Source organism: Exiguobacterium undae DSM 14481, assembly GCF_000620805.1.
GTDB classification, from domain to species: domain Bacteria; phylum Bacillota; class Bacilli; order Exiguobacteriales; family Exiguobacteriaceae; genus Exiguobacterium_A; species Exiguobacterium_A undae.
Map to the genome: position 1 here is coordinate 2,954,410 of NZ_KK211187.1, position 18,240 is coordinate 2,972,649.

At 49.2% G+C, this 18,240-nt stretch carries 16 protein-coding genes and 1 riboswitch; of the genes, 5 read left to right on the forward strand and 11 right to left on the reverse strand.

The window, feature by feature from the left end; translation table 11 throughout:
- Positions 1–11 precede the first annotated feature (11 nt).
- Complete coding sequence (locus tag P397_RS0115940) at positions 12–869, reverse strand: TerC family protein (protein WP_028107165.1); 858 nt, start codon at positions 867–869, stop codon at positions 12–14.
- Between the two features lie 306 nt (positions 870–1,175).
- Here P397_RS0115940 and folE2 point away from each other — a divergent pair, with 306 nt between their 5' ends.
- The 4 genes from folE2 to P397_RS0115965 all read left to right on the forward strand — a co-directional run bounded on the left by folE2 (position 1,176) and on the right by P397_RS0115965 (position 6,586).
- Positions 1,176–2,081 carry a GTP cyclohydrolase FolE2 gene (gene folE2 / locus P397_RS0115945; RefSeq protein WP_028107166.1) on the forward strand — a complete coding sequence of 302 codons (906 nt, stop codon included), beginning with the start codon at positions 1,176–1,178 and terminating at the stop codon, positions 2,079–2,081.
- A 134-nt stretch (positions 2,082–2,215) separates the two neighbouring features.
- Positions 2,216–3,982 carry a LytS/YhcK type 5TM receptor domain-containing protein gene (locus P397_RS0115950; protein WP_026834192.1) on the forward strand — a complete coding sequence of 589 codons (1,767 nt, stop codon included), beginning with the start codon at positions 2,216–2,218 and terminating at the stop codon, positions 3,980–3,982.
- Positions 3,963–4,658: a LytR/AlgR family response regulator transcription factor gene (locus P397_RS0115955; RefSeq protein ID WP_026834193.1), complete on the forward strand. Its 696-nt coding sequence runs from the start codon at positions 3,963–3,965 to the stop codon at positions 4,656–4,658. Before P397_RS0115950 ends, P397_RS0115955 begins: the two co-directional genes overlap by 20 nt.
- A 134-nt stretch (positions 4,659–4,792) precedes the next feature.
- Positions 4,793–6,586, forward strand: coding sequence for a carbon starvation CstA family protein (locus tag P397_RS0115965; RefSeq protein ID WP_026834194.1), 1,794 nt, complete (start codon positions 4,793–4,795; stop codon positions 6,584–6,586).
- Between the two features lie 76 nt (positions 6,587–6,662).
- Here P397_RS0115965 and P397_RS0115970 read toward each other — a convergent pair whose 3' ends face one another.
- From P397_RS0115970 to pta, 8 genes are all read right to left on the reverse strand, one after another.
- The gene (locus P397_RS0115970; RefSeq protein ID WP_026834195.1) at positions 6,663–7,106 is read right to left on the reverse strand and encodes a GDYXXLXY domain-containing protein; all 444 of its coding nucleotides are present in this window, start codon (positions 7,104–7,106) and stop codon (positions 6,663–6,665) included.
- Positions 7,103–8,296, reverse strand: coding sequence for a DUF2157 domain-containing protein (locus tag P397_RS0115975; RefSeq protein ID WP_028107167.1), 1,194 nt, complete (start codon positions 8,294–8,296; stop codon positions 7,103–7,105). Before P397_RS0115975 ends, P397_RS0115970 begins: the two co-directional genes overlap by 4 nt.
- 156 nt (positions 8,297–8,452) lie before the next feature.
- Positions 8,453–10,432 (reverse strand): methyl-accepting chemotaxis protein, encoded by a 1,980-nt coding sequence (locus P397_RS0115980; protein WP_028107168.1) that lies wholly within the window; start codon positions 10,430–10,432, stop codon positions 8,453–8,455.
- A 137-nt stretch (positions 10,433–10,569) separates the two neighbouring features.
- Positions 10,570–10,869, reverse strand: a complete 300-nt coding sequence (locus P397_RS0115985; protein ID WP_028107169.1) for a rhodanese-like domain-containing protein — start codon at positions 10,867–10,869, stop codon at positions 10,570–10,572.
- Positions 10,870–10,961: 92 nt separating this feature from the next.
- Positions 10,962–12,338: an amino acid permease gene (locus tag P397_RS0115990; protein ID WP_028107170.1), complete on the reverse strand. Its 1,377-nt coding sequence runs from the start codon at positions 12,336–12,338 to the stop codon at positions 10,962–10,964.
- Between the two features lie 223 nt (positions 12,339–12,561).
- Entirely contained in the window at positions 12,562–13,869 is a 1,308-nt protein-coding gene (locus P397_RS0115995) for a nucleobase:cation symporter-2 family protein (protein ID WP_028107171.1), read from the reverse strand.
- Positions 13,866–14,450, reverse strand: a complete 585-nt coding sequence (locus P397_RS0116000) for a xanthine phosphoribosyltransferase (protein WP_026834201.1) — start codon at positions 14,448–14,450, stop codon at positions 13,866–13,868. Before P397_RS0116000 ends, P397_RS0115995 begins: the two co-directional genes overlap by 4 nt.
- Before the next feature lie 73 nt (positions 14,451–14,523).
- Positions 14,524–14,623: riboswitch (purine riboswitch) on the reverse strand.
- 66 nt (positions 14,624–14,689) lie between these two features.
- Entirely contained in the window at positions 14,690–15,676 is a 987-nt protein-coding gene (gene pta / locus P397_RS0116005; protein ID WP_028107172.1) for a phosphate acetyltransferase, read from the reverse strand.
- A gap of 343 nt (positions 15,677–16,019) precedes the next feature.
- Between pta and hemQ the strand changes: the two genes are divergently transcribed.
- A complete protein-coding gene (hemQ, locus tag P397_RS0116010; RefSeq protein ID WP_026834203.1) occupies positions 16,020–16,796 on the forward strand; it encodes a hydrogen peroxide-dependent heme synthase in 777 nt (258 codons plus the stop codon).
- A 384-nt stretch (positions 16,797–17,180) separates the two neighbouring features.
- Here hemQ and P397_RS0116020 read toward each other — a convergent pair whose 3' ends face one another.
- Both P397_RS0116020 and P397_RS0116025 read right to left on the reverse strand, forming a co-directional pair.
- Positions 17,181–17,549, reverse strand: coding sequence for a DUF423 domain-containing protein (locus P397_RS0116020; RefSeq protein WP_026830583.1), 369 nt, complete (start codon positions 17,547–17,549; stop codon positions 17,181–17,183).
- Positions 17,546–18,157 carry a trimeric intracellular cation channel family protein gene (locus P397_RS0116025; RefSeq protein ID WP_014969240.1) on the reverse strand — a complete coding sequence of 204 codons (612 nt, stop codon included), beginning with the start codon at positions 18,155–18,157 and terminating at the stop codon, positions 17,546–17,548. Before P397_RS0116025 ends, P397_RS0116020 begins: the two co-directional genes overlap by 4 nt.
- Positions 18,158–18,240: the final 83 nt, after the last annotated feature.

Here is an 18,240-nt window from a genome sequence, read left to right on the forward strand (position 1 = left end):
CCTCAGCTTTCTTATAACTCTTTTTCGACTTTCTTTTCTGCATCTGGATTTGATTTCGTTTTTGGAGATGAGAACCAACCCCAAAGTGCAAGACTGACCATCACTGTCCAGAAGAAGATTTGCCATGGTGTACTGTGAGCAAAACCTTCCGGAAGTTTCATTGCTTCAAAAATCGTTCCTTCGATCGATGCATGGTAGTTCGGGTGTTCGAGTGCGAGGACTGCGAGTTTTACCCCGACCCAAGCAACGATGGCGAAAGCGGCTGTTTCAAGACCAGGACGCTCCGCGAGCAATTTAACGAAGACACGTGCTGCGAATCGCATCAAGACGACTCCCATCAGTCCACCCGTTAAGATGACGACGAAGTGACCTGTGTTTAAGCCACCAATTTCTCCAGTTCCCCAGTTCGGAAGAGCAACAGCCAGTGCGACGGCTGCCAAAATCGAATCGACGGCAAACGCAAGGTCAGCGAATTCGATTTTTGCGACGGTTCTCCAAAACTCTGCTTTTGAGACCGGTTCTTCTGATTTTGGTTCTTCGTCAAGTTCATTTTCGGCGCCATGATTTTCACCAATTCGCCGGGCCTTGACGGTTTTGTAGATATGCCGCAGTCCCATGATCAAGAGATAGGCGGCACCAAGTGCTTGAATCTGCCAAATGTCGACGAGGAATGAAATTGCGAATAATGCCGCGAATCGAAGCACAAATGCTCCTGCCAATCCATAAAATAAAGCCTTTTTCTGTTGCTCGCCCGGCAAATGTTTTACCATTACTGCCAAAACAAGCGCGTTATCTGCCGAAAGAAGTCCTTCTAGAGCGATTAAAACAAGGACGACCCAGGCATATTGAAGTACTAACTGCCAATCCATCTACTTCATTCCTTCCTATACAATATAAGCTAAATTAAGAATTCACACGACACGATAGTTTACACGTTCACATGAACACATACTATATGATAGTATACCCGATTGCAAGCAAGTTATTCCATCAAATCAGCAAACTGTTTCTTTCGAGACTTGCGAGTTTCGTTTTGGGTCGTGTTCGTGATAAAATTCATAGCAACGATATGTCGCGAAACACATTCACGGAATCATCAGACTTGCTCGTCTCTAGCATTCCTGTCATGTTATTACTACTTGCACTACTACAAAAGGACAAAGGGGCCGATCTGAATGTCTACCTACCCGATTACACTGCCAACCAAAGAAGAGCGTCACAAGCTTTTTGGTTCTGTTCCCCCTATTAAAGGAACAAAACCAACTGAAAAAGATAAAATGGTCGATCTGCAAAATACACCAAAGAATTTCTTATTTGCACTGGATGCAGTAGGAATCTCCAACGTGAAACATCCGGTTGTCATTCAAGATGGCGAGACGACACAAGCAACCATCGCGACGTTCGAACTGTCGACTTCGCTTGTACAAGACCGTAAAGGGATCAACATGAGTCGTTTGACAGAACAACTCGACCAGTACCATAACGAAGGCTGGGTCGTCACAAATGAATCACTCATTCAATTCGCTCGTGATCTCGCGGAGCGGATGGAGCAATCAGAAGGACAATTAACAATCCGTTACCCGTGGTTCTTCACACGTAAAGCTCCGGCAACGGGACTCAGTGGCTTGATGAATGCCGAAGTGTGGCAAACCGTCAGTGTCAACACCGAAACAAACGAAGCCACATTGTCGGTCGGTTTGACGATCAATGTGACGACACTTTGCCCATGTTCAAAAGAAATCAGTGAATACAGTGCCCATAACCAACGTGGTTACGTCACGATGGAAGCTGCTTTACGCGACGAAGCGGATGACTTCAACTGGAAACAAGAGCTCCTCGACGCTGCAGAATCAAATGCTTCAGCACCGCTTCATCCGGTCCTCAAACGTCCGGATGAAAAACGTGTCACAGAAATGGCATACGAAAACCCACGTTTCGTCGAAGACATGGTGCGCTTAATTGCTGCCGATCTTTACGAAATGGATCCAATCGCGTCCTTCTTCGTCGAATGCCGAAATGAAGAAACTATCCACCAACACGATGCGATTGCTCGGATCACGTTCGACAAAGACGCACAATAATCAGGAACATCAAGGAGCTGGCTTCAAGTCGCGCTCTTCATAGAAAAGGATGACGGACTTTAAAATCTGTCATCCTTTTTTTCGTTGTCCTCTTTTTCGGTAGCGTTTACACTTAAAGCGAATGGAGGGATGTCATGCTGGAACTCATCCCCTTTTTACTGGAGCGTTTGGGGATCATGATCATTTTGGCGTTCATCCTCGCCCAGTGGGGACCAACACGTCGTGTGCTGAAACAACCGGAAGCCGGTTGGCAATTCGGTTTACTGATTTTATTTTTCGCTACATACGGCATACTCAGCAACTACACCGGTGTCAAAGTCGACTTGACCAAGTTTTTACCGCATACCTGGCTTGATGAAGTGAACGGAACGTCTGCCATCGCAAATACACGGACGATGATCGTCGTCATCAGCGGCTTGCTTGCCGGTCCTGTCGGCGGCACGATTACGGGACTGCTCGTCGGAATCCACCGGTATACACTCGGTGGTTTTACCGCCTTCGCCTGCGCCCTCGCGACCGTGATTGCAGGTGGTGTCAGCGGGTGCTTACGCGCTTATTGGCGTGATCGCTTGGGGAGCCAAGCGCTGCTCCCGATTTGTTTGACCGGATTTTTAATGATTTTTGAAATGTCACTGATTCTTCTGTTGTCTGATCCCTTTCCGGCTGCGATCGAACTCGTCCAGTTCATCTTCATCCCGATGACGATTGTTAATGTTCTTGGCGTCTGGCTGTTCTTATCGATCATTCGATTGGCGGCGCGGGAGGAAGAACATGTCCGGGCACGGGAAGCGGAGCGCTCGCTGCATATCGCCGACTTGACGTTACCGTACTTAACACGCGGCTTGAATATCCAAACGGCCGAAGCCGTCGCGGACATCCTGTTGCAACAAACGCGTGCCGACGCGGTCTCCTTGACCGATCAATCCGTCATCCTGGCGCATCTTGGCGTCGGCAGCGACCATCATCAAGCGGGTGGTCAATGGACGACACGTCCGACCGAACATGTCTTGAGAGACGGACAACTCCGACTCGTCACCGACCGCGATGACATCGGCTGTCCGAAATCAGATTGTCCGCTTCAAGCCGGGATCATTGCTCCGTTGACAATCGGCGGAACAACCGTCGGAACACTGAAAGTCTACTATCCGCACCCTGATGTACTCGATGCGGTCGAAGTCGAACTGATTGAAGGGTTAGCGAAATTATTTTCGACGCAACTCGCACTCGGTAATGCGGAACGACAGGCAGGTTTGCTGAAGGATGCGGAAATCCGCGCCCTTGAAGCACAAATCCATCCGCACTTCTTGTTTAATGCCATCAATACGATTTATGCTTCCTGCCGGACGGATGTCGAACAAGCACGGAGCTTGTTACTCGAATTGTCGACTTTCTTCCGCAGTAATCTGCAGGGCGCCCGTTCGACGAAGATTCCCTTACAAAAAGAACTGGAACATATCGAAGCCTATATTTCACTCGAAGCGGCCCGATTTCCCAATCGCCCCTTCGTCGATATTGATCTCGCGGACGGGAGCGAACAGTTACTGGTCCCACCGTTCATCCTCCAACCGCTCATCGAAAACGCGTTTCAGCACGCCTTCTCTCCCGGACAGACCGGCTACGTGGGAGTGACCGCTTGGACAACGTCCGATCAATTGGTCTTGGAAGTCGTCGACAACGGATGCGGCATCGCACCGGACCGACTGGCCCGCTTGGGTCGTGAAGTCGTCGCGTCAAACGGAACCGGAACCGCGATCTTTAATACAGCAGAACGAATCAAAAGTCTTTATGCGGAAAAAGGGACCTTCCGATTGACCAGTCAGCCCGGGGAAGGAACGACCATCACCATCCATCTTCCGCTCGAAACAGGAAAGGAGATGCTTCATGCGCACGATTCTAATTGAAGATGAACCGCTTGCCCGCGACGAACTCCGCTATCACGTCGTCCGGGCCGGACTCGATGTCGTCGCCGAGACCGGACACGTCCTCGAAGCGGAGCAACTCGTGCGAACACTCCAACCGGACCTCGTTTTTCTCGACATCGAATTGATTGACGGGAGTGGTCTCGACATCGCCAAACGGTTGCAGTCGATGCCTCACCCTCCGGCCATCTTGTTCGTAACCGCTTATGATGCGCACGCACTCGAAGCTTTTGAACTGAATGCGTATGACTACATCTTAAAACCGTACGATCCGTCACGGATTGTCCGGGCCATTGAAAAAGTCATGCGAAAACCACTCGCCAAAGCGCCGCGTGTCGAACGGTTGGCGGTCGAGTCGGGAGATCAGTTGAAGCTGCTCTCCCCGCGAGAGGTCGATTACATCGTCGCCGAAAACGGTAAAACCAAAATCGTCACCCGCTCGGATGCTTATCCGTCGAATGATACGTTACAAGAACTCGAAAAAAAATTAGCCGACCATCGTTTCTTGCGTGTCCACCGGTCTTATCTCGTCAATTTAGCCGCCATCGAAGCGATCGAACCATGGTTCAACGGTGCCTATACGATTAAAATCCAACAAATTGATGTTCCGGTCAGTCGGACGTATGTCAAAATCTTAAAGGAAGCACTCGGCATCTGAGTGCTTCTTTTTCCGTTCATCGCCCCTTTCCAACGTGTCATCCTTCAAAAACAACCACTTGTCCTCAAAACAAAAGAAAGCGTTTTCATTTAACGTACACTTTCCTTATACCAATTTACGAGGAGGTCTAACGAATGAGCGCTACCCCGATTGTCATTGCTGTCATTTGTATTTTATTAATCGTCTATCGTCTTTACGGCACGTTCATGGCCGTTAAGGTCCTAAAAATCAAAGAGGACCGGGAAACCCCGGCCCATAAATTTGCCGATGGAAAAGACTATGTCCCGACGAACAAGTGGGTTTCGTTTGGTCACCACTTCGCCGCGATCGCAGCTGCCGGACCGCTTGTCGGTCCTGTACTCGCCGCTCAGTTCGGTTACTTACCCGGTCTGCTTTGGCTCTTGATTGGAGCTGTCATCGGCGGTGCCGTCCACGATATGGTCGTCCTGTTCGCTTCGATGCGCCAAGACGGTCAATCGTTATCGGAAGTCGCCAAAAAAGAACTCGGACCGGTCGCTGGTTTTTGTGCCGGTCTTGCGATGCTCTTCATCATCACAATCACGATGGCCGGCTTGTCGATGGTCGTCTTGCATGCCCTCGAACATAACCCATGGGGAACGTTTGCTGTCTTCTCGACGATTCCGATCGCGATGGCAGTCGGTATCTACTTACGCAAAGGCGGAAATCTCGTGTTCGCATCAATCGTCGGCTTTTTACTGATTCTTGCCGCAATCGGTTTTGGTCCGCAGCTGACAGATACGTTCATCGGCAGTTGGTTTGATTTATCGTCCCGCCAACTGGCAATCGCTTTACCGATCTATGCCTTCTTTGCTGCGGCGCTGCCGGTTTGGCTGTTGCTCGCTCCACGGGATTACTTATCAAGTTTCATGAAGATCGGGGTTTTCCTTGCCTTGATCATCGGGGTCTTTATCATCAATCCGGATATCCGCTTCCCGGCCTTCACGAAATTCGTGGATGGTGGTGGTCCAATCATCGCCGGTCCCGTCTGGCCGTTCATCTCGATCACGATCGCGTGTGGTGCGATTTCCGGTTTCCATGCTTTTGTCGGTTCCGGGACGACACCCAAGATGATCAATCGTTGGAGCGACATCAAACCGGTTGCCTTTGGCGCCATGCTCGTCGAGTGTCTCGTCGCCGTCATGGCTTTGATTGCCGCGACGTCACTCGAAGTCGGTGACTACTTCGCGATCAACTCGACACCTGAAGTATTCGCAACACTTGGTATGAGTACGGTCTATCTTGACGAAATGTCGCGGGAAATCGGTCTTGATCTTGCCGGACGGACCGGCGGAGCGGTTTCCCTTGCCGTCGGGATGACGTTCATCTTCCGGGCGATTCCATGGTTCCGGGAAATCGCCGGCTTCTTCTTCCAATTCGTGATTCTTTTCGAAGCCGTCTTCATCTTAACGGCAATCGACGCCGGAACACGGGTTGCCCGTTACCTGATTCAGGACTTCTTCGGAGAATTCTACAAACCGTTAAAACGGGTCGACTGGATTCCGGGTGCGATTTTTGCCAGTGCACTCGGTACGTTCTTCTGGGGTTATCTGCTGTTCTCCGGTGACATCGGATCGATTTGGGCATTGTTCGGCGTCTCGAATCAATTGATGGCATCCATCGGATTGATTATCGGAACGACGATCATCCTGAAGATTGCCGACAAAAAGGTGTATGCCTTAACGACATTCATTCCGCTCGTCTACTTGCTCGTGACGGTGACGTTCGCCGACATCTGGATGGTGGCAAACGTCTATGCCAATCCGGCATCTGCCGGCTTCAGCATCCTCAATACGGTGCTTTCGGTCACGATGGGGATACTCGCGATTGTCATCACAATCTCTGCTGTCCGCAAATGGATTGAGTTGCTCAATTCACCGCGTTGGGAAAAAGTAAAAAAATCAGCATAATCATAAAACCGCTTGGATCATCACGTTTAAAGGTGATGGTTCCAAACGGTTTTTGTGTTTTTCTGAGTCCAACCAACTACTTCCGGACCAACAATTCAGTCGCCCGGACTGTTCCCCAAGGCGAAACATCGGCTTTGACTTCCAGTTTTTTTGCATCCTCATATCCTTTACCGGTGCCTTGTTCGACATAGTACTGGGTCAGTTGGGGAATCGTCACGTATTGATCGTAATAGTCACCGGCAACAGACCCGAAAAAGCGTTCATTGGAGATCCGGTCGATCTTCGCATAACCGTCCGCATCTGTCGTAAACGTGACGTAGACCAACCCTTTCTTGACGGAGTCCTCCGGTTTTAAGTCCGGATATTGCAACATGACATATTCTCCGTACACAGGACTAAACGGATCAAAGGGTTCCGCCCGGAAACGATAGCTGTCACCCAACCAGGAAATCGAATAAAAGCTCAGAATCACACCTAAGACGACGATGATTTGCAGAACCGGAAACAGATACCGTTTCATGACGTCACTCCTCCCTCACGACGTTTTCGGATCCACCACAAGATACCGGCAATCAGGAATACGAGCACTGCTCCGACCAAGAAAAACAGCGACATATCAAGCCGGTTCCAGGCATAGATGAAGTAGATCGTCAGCTGGACGGCGATGAAATAGAGGAATGGGATCGTCAATCGGCTGCCTTGGCGTTCCCGTTCAATCAAATAGACAAAGGCAAGGATTTCAACAAGCGCCGCGATTAAAATCGCCTGTTCATCAAACCATAACAATCCGAACAGACCGAGCGGCAAAATCCAAAGCAACGGTTGAAACTTCCGGTAGACGAGGTAACCGATTCCGATCGTGAACACCACAAGGGCAATCGCTTCCCCCCAAGGAATCGAGGAATCCGTCGTCTCGGCACGGACCGTCAGATAAATCAAGGAGTTGATCGCGGCGACGACCAGGTAGAGATGGTATAACACCTGACGATGCGCCTCTTCTTTAACGACGAGTAACAGCGGAACGAGCACAAATAACGTCCAAATCGGCCACAGGACACCGTCATAGGAGACAAGGGCAAACAGTTCGAGACCCACCAGATAAAGAAACAACCAACTGAGGATCAAGGACGGGAAAGACTGGCTGAAATAAAACCAAGCGAGCGAGACGAGGGCGAGAAAAACGATTGATGTCCAGTCTAGAAACGTCGCCTGTTCGCTTCCGAATCCCCCGACGCCGGTAAAGATGTTCAGACCGGCGATGAAAGCAAGAATCGCGTATGCCGGATGACGCCAAGTGAAGAAATGACCGAGCGCCGCCAAAAATACGGCCCACCCGATGAAGGATCCTTGCATCGACATGTGAAAACTTTGGACGGTGACAATGAGGGCTCCCGCAAACGCGATGATACCGAGAATGCGAAAAGCAACAGGATTCCAGATCGTCCGTCGCTCCGATAAATCGGCGAGGACGTAACAGCTGACCATAAGGACCAGGACTAACCCAATTTTAATGAGTGCGGGAATCGCTTGCCAATTTGCTGCTAAAAAGCTGAGTAGGGCCAGACCCACGAAGGTCAGGCCGACAATCAACAAAAGCGGGACACGGTTCTTTTTTTGCCGGTGTGTTTCGTAGTCTTTGATCCGGTTGATGGTCTCCGCATCAATCAGACCCGCTTGTTGCCACTCCATCAATTTTGTCAGTCGTGCCATCGTCAACACCTCCCGATTATGAATGACCAGGCTATAGTTGTATTTTCCCGTTTCAGGGGACGTTCAAGCAAAAAACACCGGAAATCCCGTCGGAAACAAGACCTTTTTCAGAGACAAAAAAACGACCGTCACCCGCAGGGACGATCGTTTGAAGGATTAGACTTTAAAACGTGAAACAAGGACTTGCAGTTCTTCTGCCATATTGGATAATGTTTTGGCCGACTGCGAAATATCTTCCATCGAACCAAGCTGTTCTTCTGTTGTCGCAGCGACACGTTCTGCTGCTGAAGAGTTCTCATCGGCGATATGCGCGATTTCCGTCGCAGAGGCGGACACTTCCTGGACGTTTGCGGCAATTTCTTCGACTGTTGCCGTGACATCTTCAATGCGCGGTGTCATCTCTTGTGTCCGCAACATGATTTGTTCGAAACGGACTGCCGAATCTTCCGTCGTTTCCAGTCCCGCTTTCGTATGATGCGACACTTCTTTCATCAGGAAGACGGATCGTTCCGTTTCTTGTTTGATATTTTGAATCAAGTCGGAGATTTGTTTCGTCGAGTCCTGCGATTGTTCCGCGAGTTTACGGACTTCACTTGCGACGACGGCAAATCCTTTCCCGTTTTCGCCTGCTCGTGCCGCTTCGATGGCCGCGTTGAGCGCAAGCAAATTCGTTTGTGTCGCAATACCGTTGATGACATCGACAATCTTCCCGATTTCATTTGAACGGTGTGCAAGCGACTGGATGACTTCTCCGAAGTTTTCGACCGAGGCATCAATCGCTTTCATCTGTTCGACGTTTTTGGCAACGGCTGCTGTTCCGTCTTCCGCTTCTGTTGCCGTCGCGCGTGACAGCTCGGACACGTTGGTCGAACTTTCAGCAATTCGCATGACGCCGGAAGTAATCGCTTGTAAGGAGACGGCATTCCCGTCAAGTTGACGTTTCGATTGACCGGCACCTGCCGCCATCTCTTGGATCGAGCCGGCGATTTGTTCAGACGCTGCCGTCGTTTGTGTGGCATTTGCCATCAACTCCTCCGAAGAGGCGGCAACTTGACCAATCGATTGATCGAGATTCGTGATGATCGACCGGAGCGATCCAATCATGACGTTAAAGCTTTCCGCCACTTGCCCGATTTCATCGTTGGATTCGACGACGACCTGCTCCGTCAAATCACCTTCTTGAATCCGTTCCGCACTCTTCGTCAGTCGACTCAGCGGGCTGATGATTGACCGTAAGATAAAGAATAAGAGCACTGCCGCCAAGACGAATGTCGCGGCGATGACGCCGAGTGTCGTCCAAAGGATACTCGATGATTCATCCGTGATTTCATGGTCGTACAGTGTGCCGGCGACCTTCCAGCCCGTCAGACTGTTCGTCATGAAGTCCATTTGTTTTTCTTCATTTTCAAACAGATAAGAAAATTGTCCTGCTTTGCCGGCGTAGATTGAATCGACCCAGTCTCCTGAGGCTGTTTCACCGGGTTTTAATGTCGGGTGACTGACGAATTTTTTATTAGAATCCAAAATCGTCACGTAACCTTCTTTCCCGATTTTGATTTTCTTGGCGATTTCCGCGATTCGGTCGACATCGACGTCCACCGCGATGACACCACGTCCGTTGCCTCCGGTTTGAGACAAGGTAACCATCATTTTTCCTGAAGAAGCGTCGACGTAAGGATCGGTGATGACGACTTTACCGCTCGCATCTTCTGCTGCCTGATACCACGGACGGTCCCGTGGATCATAGTCTTCCGGCATCGACTGTTCCGGATATATCGTCATTTCCCCCGTCGTCGTCGCATAATAAATGTTGGCGGCTTGCGGGTGTGTATCTAAGTATTCGGTCATTTTTTCTTTTAAGTCGAGGTTCTGCTTGCCCGATTCATATAACGTTCCGTCGATGCGATCCGCAAAAAACGCGACATCCCGTCGCATTGGATCAACGATGTTCATGATTTCGTCATTCATCCGGTCGACACCGGCGTGGGCGGACTGAAGAATCTGGTCCGTGATTTTTTGTTTGGCTTGACTGTATGAGACAAAGCCGATTAAAAGTGACGGAATCAATAATAAGAGCATAGAGGTCAAAATTAGTTTTTGTTTGATGCTTAACGTGCGTTTTTTCTTTTCTTTCATCTCTCTCTCCCATTCTCGAGTACGATGACTCGTTGTTCTATTCTTTTTATCGGCTAGAATGTGTATTTTTTCACAGCAAATAAAAAAAGAAGAAAATTCCTTTTTGTAAGGAACCTTCTTCTTTTCACTCATTTCAGTTAAGCTTCTTGATCGCCCTTCCAGTTCATCATGCCGCCTTCGACATTAATGATGTCGTAACCGTACTGTTCAAGGAAACGTCCGACGTTCTCACTTCGGGCCCCTGCTTTACAGATCAGATAATACGTTTCGCCTTCTTGCAGTTCGGTATAGCGCTCACCGATTTCCGACATCGGCAGGAAACGGACGTTTGGAATATGACCGGCGTCGTACTCGTCTTGTTCCCGGACATCAACGACGTGTAACGCTTCGCCCGCTTCAAGCTTTTCTTGTAATTCATCGACATGGATCGTCTTCATAGTAGTTCCTCCTCTAATTTCATCTTTGTTCAGTGTAGCAAAACTGACGTCGAAACAGAACAAAAGAGACCAGCCGAAGCTGATCTCTTCTGTCATTCTCCTGATGCTTGATCCAGCGATTGACGTTTTTCCTTATGCATGCCCCGTGCATAATAAACGGCAATCAAAATCACGTACCAGAGCGGACCGACGATCAATGCGATCCGTGTGCCGGCATCAAACGCCATCAAGACGATGACACCTGCGAGTGCGGCTAACGCAAGATAGTTCGCAATCGGGAAAAACGGAACGGCGAATTCAGCCGTACCATGCACTTTTCGTGCCCGCATTTGAGCAATCAAGATCATCGCCCATGTCCAGACGGCTCCGAATGTCGCGATGCTCGTGACGATCGCAAACACATCTTCCGGCAAGAAGTAGTTCAAGGCCACGCCGACTAACAATGCGACGCCCGAGAGAATCGTTGCCAATGCCGGGACACCATTTTTTGAAATCTTCGCGAATCGTTTTGGTGCTTCCTGGTTTTGCGACAAGTTCATCATCATCCGTGCCGTCGAGAAAATCCCTGAGTTACACGACGACAGTGCTGCCGTCAAGACGACAAAGTTGATGATACCGGCCGCTGCCGGAATATTAAGTGAATCAAATAATAACACGAATGGACTGCTGTTATTCTGTCCGACTTCATTCCATGGATAAATCGACAGAATGACGAACAACGCTCCGATATAGAACACGAGAATCCGCAAGAAGACGTTGTTGACCGCCTTACGGATCGTTCTCTTCGGATTTTTTGCTTCCCCTGCTGTGACCCCAATCACTTCAATCCCTAAGAAGGCAAACATGACCATCTGCATCGCAAGCAAGACACCACCAAAGCCGTTTGGCAAGAATCCACCATTCGACCAAAGATTTGAAATCCCGACCGGTGTTCCACCGTTTCCGAAACCGATGACAATCGTCAATGTTCCAAGTACAATCATCGCAATGATGGCGATGATTTTAATCAATGCAAACCAAAATTCAAACTCACCGTAAAATTTAACGGCAATGAAGTTGATGCTCGTCATTAAGATGAGTGCACCAAGTGCCCACATCCAGGTCGGTGAATTCGGGAACCATTCTTGCATGTAGATCCCGACTGCCGTGATTTCCGCCATACATGTAAAGATCCAGAGCAACCAATAATTCCAGCCTGTCAGGAATCCGGCTAACGGACTGACATATTTTCGTGCATACTCGGCAAAACTGCCGGATACCGGCTCCCGAACAGCGAGCTCCCCAAGTGCCCGCATGATGATGAAGATGATGATGCCTCCGATTAAGTAGCCGATCAATATACCTGGTCCTGCCAGTTGAATCGCTTTCGCTGATCCCAAGAACAGTCCGACACCGATTGCCGCCCCCAGCGACATCAGCGTAATGTGACGTTCTTCCAGCCCGCGATTCAGTTCTGTCTGTTGTTTCATCTGTACGACGTCCTTCCCGTCTCTGTTTGTTTCCTAGCAGTTCCCCTAACCGCTACGTTGTCAGTATAATGAAATTGTGTCCGTTTTGTAAACGTTTTCAAGTGATATTTTTGTTCAAGAACACATACTCGAAATATTCTGATTTATGTAACGCAACGAGAAAGGAGCAACCGGCTATACCTAGTAGTATAGATGACCGCTCCCCTCTGAGAAGTTACAAACCTTATTCAACTTTGGCGAGACGTGATTTCTCCGTGTACTGTCTCTTTTCGGTCAACCGGAATAAACCGTTTAACAGAAGGGCCGTCAACGATCCGGCGACGATCGGACTGTCCGTCAAGACGCGGACTTGTTCCGGCAGTGACGCGACGATCGCCGGATTCATGCTGATGCCAAGCCCGACACCAAGCGCTAAGGCAACGGTAATCACATTATCATTTTTAGCAAAATTGACACGGGATAAAATCCGAATCCCGCTCGCTGCAACCGTCCCGAACATGACGAGCATTGCTCCACCGAGAACGGGTTTTGGAATCAAGGTCGTGAACGTTGCGACTTTTGGTAAAAAACCAAGCAGAATTAAAAAGAATCCTGCAAACACGATGACTTTCCGTGTTTTGACACCCGTCAGTTGAACCAGACCGACATTTTGGCTGTACGTCGTATACGGGAAACTGTTAAAAATCCCGCCGATGATCGTCGCTGCCCCTTCCGCGCGGTAACCGCGCGCCAAGTCTTTGTCCGTCAACTTTTTATCGGTAATTTCTCCAAGCGTCAAGAAGACACCTGTCGACTCGACCATCGAAACAAGTCCAACCAACGTCATCGTCAGAATCGCTGTTGCATTGAACGTCGGCACACCAAAGTAAAATGGTGTCACCATCTGGAACCACGATGCCTCGGCAACCGGACTGAAATCAATCATCCCCATGCCGAATGCGACCAATGTACCGATCAAAACAGCAATCAACACCGCCGCGGCTTTTGAAAAAACGGTCCCGTATCGGTTGAAGACCAGAATCAAGACAATCGTCAACGTTGCGAGTCCTAAGTAGCGTAAGTCGCCAAAATCCTTTGCCCCTTGTCCCCCACCGATATCATTGATGGCAGCCGGAATCAGCGAAATGCCGATGATCGTGACGACTGATCCAAGAACGACCGGCGGAAACAAAACGGCGATCCGGCTGAACACACCGGAAATCACCAGGATAATCAGTCCACTGGCAATCAAGGCACCGTAAATCGCTGTAATGCCTTGCAGACTCCCGATGGCAATCATCGGACCGACTGCGGTAAACGTACAGCCGAGGACGACCGGTAAGCCGACCCCTGTATATTTCGTCACGAAGACCTGCAACAACGTCGCGACACCACACATGAATAAATCAATCGCTACGAGATACGCCAGTTCTTCACCGGATAAACCAATCGCACTACCGACAATCAAAGGAACAATCGCAGCTCCGGTATACATCGCCAACACATGTTGCAGACCAAGGCTTGCTGCCTTGACGTTCGATAATGTCTTCATACGTTCACCCGGTCAACAAACGTCGCTTGTCCGGCTTCCAGTTTTTTAATCCGTGCCAACGATTCGACGCGGAACCCGGCATCCAGTAATTTTTGACGGCCCGGTTGGAATGATTTTTCAATGACGATTCCGAAGCCTGCCACTTCAGCTCCCGCCTGTTCAACAAGTTTCGCCAGACCAAAGGCGGCTTCGCCGTTCGCCAGGAAATCATCGATGATCAACACCCGTTCGCCTGCCTGCAGATACTTTTCAGCGACGGTGATCGTGCTTGTCTGTTGTTTCGTAAAGGAGTAGACTTCGGCTGAAATCGTCCCTTCGTTCAGCGTCAACGACTTGGTTTTCCGGGCGTAGACCATCGGGACGCCAAGACGTAAGGCTGTCATCATGGCGGGGGCAATCCCGCCTGCTTCAATCGTCAAAATCCGGGTGATTCCGGCATCTTTAAACCGGTCCATGAATTCATAGGCGATTTCCCACATCAAAGTCGGATCGACCTGATGGTTTAAAAAGGAATCGACTTTTAAGACTTGATCCGATAAGACCAGTCCTTCTTGTGTAATCATATCTTCCAAACGTTTCATAACTGATTTCTCCTTTTTGACGAAAAAAAACGTACAGCCGCTACCCGGGGGCAGCCACTGTACGCTAAAAAGAGAGCAGTAACTCACCACCCGTAGTCGGACCGTTACGGCGATCCGGTAGAGACTCGTGGGCCAATTCCCACTATTATACGAGCGTTGCTATACGTTTATTCGTTGATGCGTGATGTGTTCCATTTTACGGAGTTCACTGAAAAAGTAAAGCCTTTTTCGAAAATGGCTTATCCTTGACGTTCTTCAACCGCTTGAGCTGCTGTGATGATTGCCAATTTGTAGACGTCCTCTTCGTTACAACCACGTGAAAGGTCGTTGACCGGTTTGTTGAGACCTTGGAGGATCGGACCAATCGCTTCGAAACCACCGAGACGCTGGGCGATTTTGTAGCCGATGTTTCCAGACTCAAGGCTTGGGAAAATGAAGACGTTCGCTTGACCCGCAACATCTGATTCCGGTGCTTTTGATTTCGCGACACTCGGAACGAATGCTGCGTCGAACTGTAATTCGCCGTCGATTGCAAGTTCCGGCGCCCGTTCTTTCGCAAGACGTGTCGCTTCGACGACGCGTTCTGTTTCCGGTGATTTCGCCGAACCTTTTGTTGAGAAGCTGAGTAACGCAACTTTCGGCTCGATGCCGAATGTTTTCGCTGTTTTGGCAGAAGCGATGGCATTTTCAGCTAAATCGTTAGCGTCAGGTGCAATGTTGATTGCGCAATCGGCGAACACGTACTGCTCGTCGTCACGGACCATGATGAAGACACCTGATGTCTTTTTGTACCCTTCTTGCATCTTGATGATTTGAAGTGCCGGGCGTACCGTATCGCCTGTTGCGTGCATCGCACCAGAAACAAGACCTTCTGCTTTTCCTGTGTGAACGAGCATCGTACCGAACGTGTTGACATCTTTGAGAATGACTTCACGCGCCTGCTCGGCTGTCGCTTTTCCTTTACGGCGCTCGACGAATGAGGCAACCAGTTCTTCAATTCCATCATATGAAGCCGGATCGATGGTTTCGAGATCCGTGACATCGATTTGGTTCGCAGCCGCTGTCTCTTCGATTTTAACGCGTGGTCCGATGACGATCGGTGTCACAAGACCATCTTTTTTCAAACGGACAGCTGCACCAAGAACACGTGCGTCGATTCCTTCAGGGAAAACGATCGTTGGTTGGTGGGCTTTTACTTTTGTCTCAAGCATTTCGAATAATTGCATGATATTAGCTCCTTTTATGGCGAATAAGTGTCGGTTTTTGTTGTACGTTCATTCCAGTGTTCATTATACACAGTTCTGTTTCGTTATTAAAACAATTTGCAAAAAAGTGTGTTTTTCATTCCTACGACTGACTTTTCGAATACTATTACAGTATTTTTTTCATATAGTACAGTTCCGGACATTCTGAAAATCTCACACCCTTTAAGAGCATACCCTGTTCCTTCGGGATATATGTCCGGTCCGCTTGTGAAATGAACCGTTTTCTTACGGGCAATTTGAAAAGATATGGTAAGATTGAACATGGATCAACCCGTTTACCATTCCAGATTCAGGAGGTTTTCTTATGCAACATCAATCATCAGAACCAACCGTTACGCAACAAGCCGCCGAAACACTCGACGGCTGGTATACATTCCATGATTTTCGCCGGATTGACTGGAGCCGTCTCAAGCAAGTCGAAGCTACGGTCCGCACAAAGATGGTTCATGAATTCCAAGCTTTCTTGAGTGAACTCGCACAGGTCGAAGAACAAAAAGAAGGAAGTCATGCCCTTTATACGATCATCGGTCAAAAAGCCGACCTCGTCTTGATGGTGCTTCGTCCGACGATGGAAGACATTCAAGCCGTCGAAGTCAAAATGCAGAAACTTGATCTCTACGATTACCTGATCCCCACCTATTCGTATGTGTCTGTTGTCGAACTGGGGACATACCGTGGTTCAGGAGAAGGCAATCCGTATGAAAATCCATACGTCCGTGACCGCTTGTATCCAATCCTGCCGAAATCGAAGCACATCTGTTTCTATCCAATGAGTAAATCACGCCGCGACGGCGATAACTGGTATACCCTGTCGATGGAGAAACGGAAAGAGCTGATGTACCGTCACGGGATGATCGGTCGGAGTTATGCCGGCAAGATTCAACAAATCATCGGCGGATCAACTGGATTTGACGATTGGGAATGGGGCGTCACGCTTTTCGCCAACGATATTCTCCAGTTCAAGAAAATCGTCTATGAAATGCGCTTTGACGAAGTCAGCGCGAAATACGGCGAATTCGGTGAGTTCTTCATCGGGAATCGTCTGGAGTCAACCGATCTCGAAGCACATTTCGCACTTTAATCTGCTAAATCACGTTTCATAGAAAAACCCTACGGGAATATACTCTTTGCGGCCACAAAAACTGTCAGATTTGTACCTGAAGGAGGAATTACCATGGGGAATGCTATGAACCGATCAACGCGATCGCGTGAATTGCAATTCGCTGTGCTTTCAAAAGAGCTAAAGCCAGTCGCGGAACGTGTACTGGATCGCTATGAGCAAGCATTATCGAAGCTAAATAAAACACAACCTGCAAAGCGCTGAGGCATCTGCTTCCATCGCTCTATATCGTACCGGTGAACAGACGATGTTCTGTTTGCCGGTTTTTTTGCGTTCATCAAAAAAAGGATCTATCCGCTTCACGTTGCTCTGTTCGAGTCACGTGAAGCGAGTAGATCCTTACTGTTACAATCCTTTATATGCCCCGATGGCGACAAAAATCCAAGCCGCGATGAACAGGACACCACCAATTGGTGTAATCGCTCCCAGCTTCGTCACTCCTGTCAACGCCATCACGTACAGGCTGCCGGAGAAGAAGACGATTCCGGCGAGCATCAACCAGCCGGCCAGTGAAAATTGTGATATCGACACTTTTAATAGCATGCCGCCCAGTGCCAAAATGCCAAGCGAGTGAACCATCTGATAGAGGACACCGGTTTGCCAGTTCGCGAGCATCCGCTCGGACAACATATCTTTTAACGCATGGGCACCAAACGCCCCGAGTGCCACTGCCATCATCATCGACAGTGCCCCAATCATGATTAAGATTTTCATTCTTTTTCTCCCCCTAAACGTCGTGCTGGTAAATTCCATTCATAATAATAGGATAGCATACGTAAAATCGTGATCAGCCCCAGTAATGTGAACAAATGGAGAGGATTGGTCAGTTCAAACCGATCGATGACGAGTGCCGCCATGACGGCCCACATCGCATAAATTTCTTTATGCAGGACCAGTGGTTTGCGACCGGCGAGTAAATCGCGGATCACCCCGCCGCCGACTCCCGTCAAGACAGCTGCGGAAATCGTTGCCGATAATGGCAATCCTTTTGCGGAAGCCATCAACGCACCTTGAATCGCAAACGCCGATAAACCGAGTGCATCAGCGAGCACTCCCCACCGTGTCCAGTGCGGTAAAAATAATTGCGGTAAAACGAAGATCAGCAAAGCGACTAAAATTGCAATCAAAAACAGACCGCCTTGCGACCAGAGCGCGGAAACCGGGACCCCAATCAGCAGGTTTCGGATGGCGCCGCCGCCAAATGCCGTGATCAACGCGAGTAACCACACACCAAACAAATCATATTTTTCTTCCATCGCGACAATCGCGCCACTCATCGCAAACGCAACCGTTCCAATGATATTTAATAAGTCCCAGGACATACGCACATTTCACCTTTCCCATTAGAAATTCCAATACTTACTATACGCTCTTTTTTGATTCCGGCAAGCTTATTTTTTCTGTC

Excerpts from the sequence above, each read along its gene's own strand:
- P397_RS0115940 (WP_028107165.1), bottom strand. The coding sequence starts at position 869 with ATGGATTGGCAGTTAGTACTTCAATATGCCTGGGTCGTCCTTGTTTTA.
- folE2 (WP_028107166.1), top strand. The coding sequence starts at position 1,176 with ATGTCTACCTACCCGATTACACTGCCAACCAAAGAAGAGCGTCACAAG.
- P397_RS0115950 (WP_026834192.1), top strand. The coding sequence starts at position 2,216 with ATGCTGGAACTCATCCCCTTTTTACTGGAGCGTTTGGGGATCATGATC.
- P397_RS0115955 (WP_026834193.1), top strand. The coding sequence starts at position 3,963 with ATGCGCACGATTCTAATTGAAGATGAACCGCTTGCCCGCGACGAACTC.
- P397_RS0115965 (WP_026834194.1), top strand. The coding sequence starts at position 4,793 with ATGAGCGCTACCCCGATTGTCATTGCTGTCATTTGTATTTTATTAATC.
- P397_RS0115970 (WP_026834195.1), bottom strand. The coding sequence starts at position 7,106 with ATGAAACGGTATCTGTTTCCGGTTCTGCAAATCATCGTCGTCTTAGGT.
- P397_RS0115975 (WP_028107167.1), bottom strand. The coding sequence starts at position 8,296 with ATGGCACGACTGACAAAATTGATGGAGTGGCAACAAGCGGGTCTGATT.
- P397_RS0115980 (WP_028107168.1), bottom strand. The coding sequence starts at position 10,432 with ATGAAAGAAAAGAAAAAACGCACGTTAAGCATCAAACAAAAACTAATT.
- P397_RS0115985 (WP_028107169.1), bottom strand. The coding sequence starts at position 10,869 with ATGAAGACGATCCATGTCGATGAATTACAAGAAAAGCTTGAAGCGGGC.
- P397_RS0115990 (WP_028107170.1), bottom strand. The coding sequence starts at position 12,338 with ATGAAACAACAGACAGAACTGAATCGCGGGCTGGAAGAACGTCACATT.
- P397_RS0115995 (WP_028107171.1), bottom strand. The coding sequence starts at position 13,869 with ATGAAGACATTATCGAACGTCAAGGCAGCAAGCCTTGGTCTGCAACAT.
- P397_RS0116000 (WP_026834201.1), bottom strand. The coding sequence starts at position 14,450 with ATGAAACGTTTGGAAGATATGATTACACAAGAAGGACTGGTCTTATCG.
- pta (WP_028107172.1), bottom strand. The coding sequence starts at position 15,676 with ATGCAATTATTCGAAATGCTTGAGACAAAAGTAAAAGCCCACCAACCA.
- hemQ (WP_026834203.1), top strand. The coding sequence starts at position 16,020 with ATGCAACATCAATCATCAGAACCAACCGTTACGCAACAAGCCGCCGAA.
- P397_RS0116020 (WP_026830583.1), bottom strand. The coding sequence starts at position 17,549 with ATGAAAATCTTAATCATGATTGGGGCACTGTCGATGATGATGGCAGTG.
- P397_RS0116025 (WP_014969240.1), bottom strand. The coding sequence starts at position 18,157 with ATGTCCTGGGACTTATTAAATATCATTGGAACGGTTGCGTTTGCGATG.